The following is a 2,121-nucleotide window of genomic DNA, read 5'->3' on the forward strand; positions in this document are numbered from 1 at the left end:
CCGAGTTCCTGAAGGAAGGCGCGGCGGTCGAGGATTTCACGCGGCCGGACCGCATTGTGATCGGCTGCGACAGCGACATGCCGGGCGAACGCGCGCGCGAGGTGATGAAGAAACTCTACGCGCCGTTCAACCGCAACCATGAGCGCACGCTCTATATGGATGTGCGGTCCGCGGAATTCACGAAATACGCGGCCAACGCGATGCTCGCGACGCGCATCTCGTTCATGAACGAACTGGCGAATCTCGCCGACCGCTTCGGTGCGGACATCGAGGCGGTGCGGCGCGGGATCGGCGCCGATCCGCGCATCGGCTATCACTTCCTGTATGCGGGGTGCGGCTACGGCGGTTCATGTTTCCCGAAAGATGTCGACGCCCTGATCCGCACGGCCGCCGAGCACGGGCAGGCGCTGCGGGTCCTGCAGGCGGTGTCGTCGGTCAACGCGGCGCAAAAGCGCGTGCTCGCCGAAAAGATCGTCGCGCGGTTCGGCGAGGATCTGGCGGGCCGCACGATCGGCGTCTGGGGGCTGGCATTCAAGCCGGACACCGACGACATGCGCGAGGCGCCGAGCCGCGCGCTGATCGCCGAGCTGCTGTCGCGCGGCGCGCACGTCCGCGCCTACGATCCGGTTGCGGCGCGCGAGGCGAAACGCGTGATTGCGCTCGATCTCGCGAATCACCCGGGCTGGCTCGAACGCCTGACATACGTCGACGACGAGGCGCAGGCGGCGCGCGACGCCGACGCGCTCGCGATCGTCACCGAATGGAAGGCATTCAAAAGCCCGGATTTCGCGGCGCTGGGCGCGCTGTGGAAGGCGCCCGTGATCTTCGACGGCCGCAATCTCTACGAGCCGGACGCGATGAGCGAACTCGGCATCGAGTATCACCCGATCGGCCGGCCCGGCTCGCGCCAGGCGGTCGCCGCACGGATGCCGGGGCTCGCGCACGCACATGCGTAAGCGCCGCTACACGCCATGTTCCGAAACGTCCTGATCGTCTGTCACGCGAATGTCTGCCGGAGTCCGGCGGCCGAGCTGCTGTTCAGGTCGCTCGCTGCCGGGGCCGGCGGCCCGCGCGTGTCGTTCCAGTCGGCGGGCGTCGAAGCGAACGACGGCGACGGCATCGATCCGGTGATGCACCGGCTGCTGGCCGAGCGCGGCGTCGACGCATCGATGCATCGCTCGCGCCGCCTGTCCCGCGGCATCGTGCGCGACGCGGATCTGATCCTCGTCAGCGAGCGTGCGCAGATCGCGGCGGTCGAGGCGGTCGATCCGTTCGCGCGCGGCAAGGTGCATCTGCTGGGCAAGTGGGAGGACGCCGATATCGCCGATCCGCATGGCGGCCCCGAGGCCGACTATCGCGAAAGCTACACATTGATCGAACGCCTGGTTCAAGGATGGCTGCAAAAACTATGCTGACTCACTCGCTGCGCCCCGTGGCGCTCGCCATTGCGCTGACGTCCTTTCTGTCGGCATGTTCGACCGCGCCGGGCAATTACCTCGACGCGTCGCGGCTCAAGGAAGCGCCGCGCGCGCAGCCGACCGAAACGTACCCGGTGCACTACATCGACGCGCAGCTGGTCGTGTCGCAACAGGAAGCGCGGCAGCGCGACACGCATCCGCTGCCGCCGTCGCGCTATGCCGATCCGTCGCAATACGTCTATCGCGTCGCGCCGCAGGACATCCTCGGCGTGACGGTGTGGGATCACCCCGAACTGACGACGCCGCAAGGCCAGGCGTTCTCGAGCGGCGGCAACTCGACGCAGACGATCGCCGGCGCGCTGCAGGCGCCGTACACGTCGTCGCTGCCGGGCCAGGCCGACCCGTACGGCCAGACCGTGGGCGCCGACGGCACGATCTACTTCCCGTTCGTCGGCCGCATGCGCGCGGCGGGCAAGACGGTCGTGCAGATCCGCGACGAGCTGGCCGCGAGCCTCGCACGTTACGTGAAGCATCCACAGCTCGATGTGCGGGTGCTGTCGTACCGCAGCCAGAAGGTTCAGGTCACGGGCGAGGTGAAGCAGCCGGGCCCGCTCGCGATGACCGACGTGCCGCTCACGCTCGTCGATGCGATTTCGCGCTCGGGCGGCTCGACCGCCGAAGCCGACCTGCAGCGCGTACGGCT

The 2,121-nt window shown here is 68.4% G+C and carries 3 protein-coding genes; all 3 read left to right on the plus strand.

Annotation, left to right across the window (positions count from 1 at the left end; translation table 11 throughout):
• The coding region (locus KH616_RS24365; RefSeq protein WP_292253786.1) for a UDP-glucose/GDP-mannose dehydrogenase family protein at positions 1–956 on the plus strand (956 nt) is incomplete at its 5' end.
• Positions 957–971: 15 nt separating this feature from the next.
• Complete coding sequence (locus tag KH616_RS24370) at positions 972–1,415, plus strand: low molecular weight protein-tyrosine-phosphatase (RefSeq protein WP_292253788.1); 444 nt, start codon at positions 972–974, stop codon at positions 1,413–1,415.
• Positions 1,409–2,121: polysaccharide biosynthesis/export family protein (locus KH616_RS24375; RefSeq protein ID WP_292253789.1), on the plus strand; the 713-nt coding region annotated here is incomplete at its 3' end. The genes KH616_RS24370 and KH616_RS24375, both read left to right, overlap by 7 nt.

It is taken from the genome of Burkholderia sp., assembly GCF_018375725.1.
GTDB lineage: Bacteria > Pseudomonadota > Gammaproteobacteria > Burkholderiales > Burkholderiaceae > Burkholderia.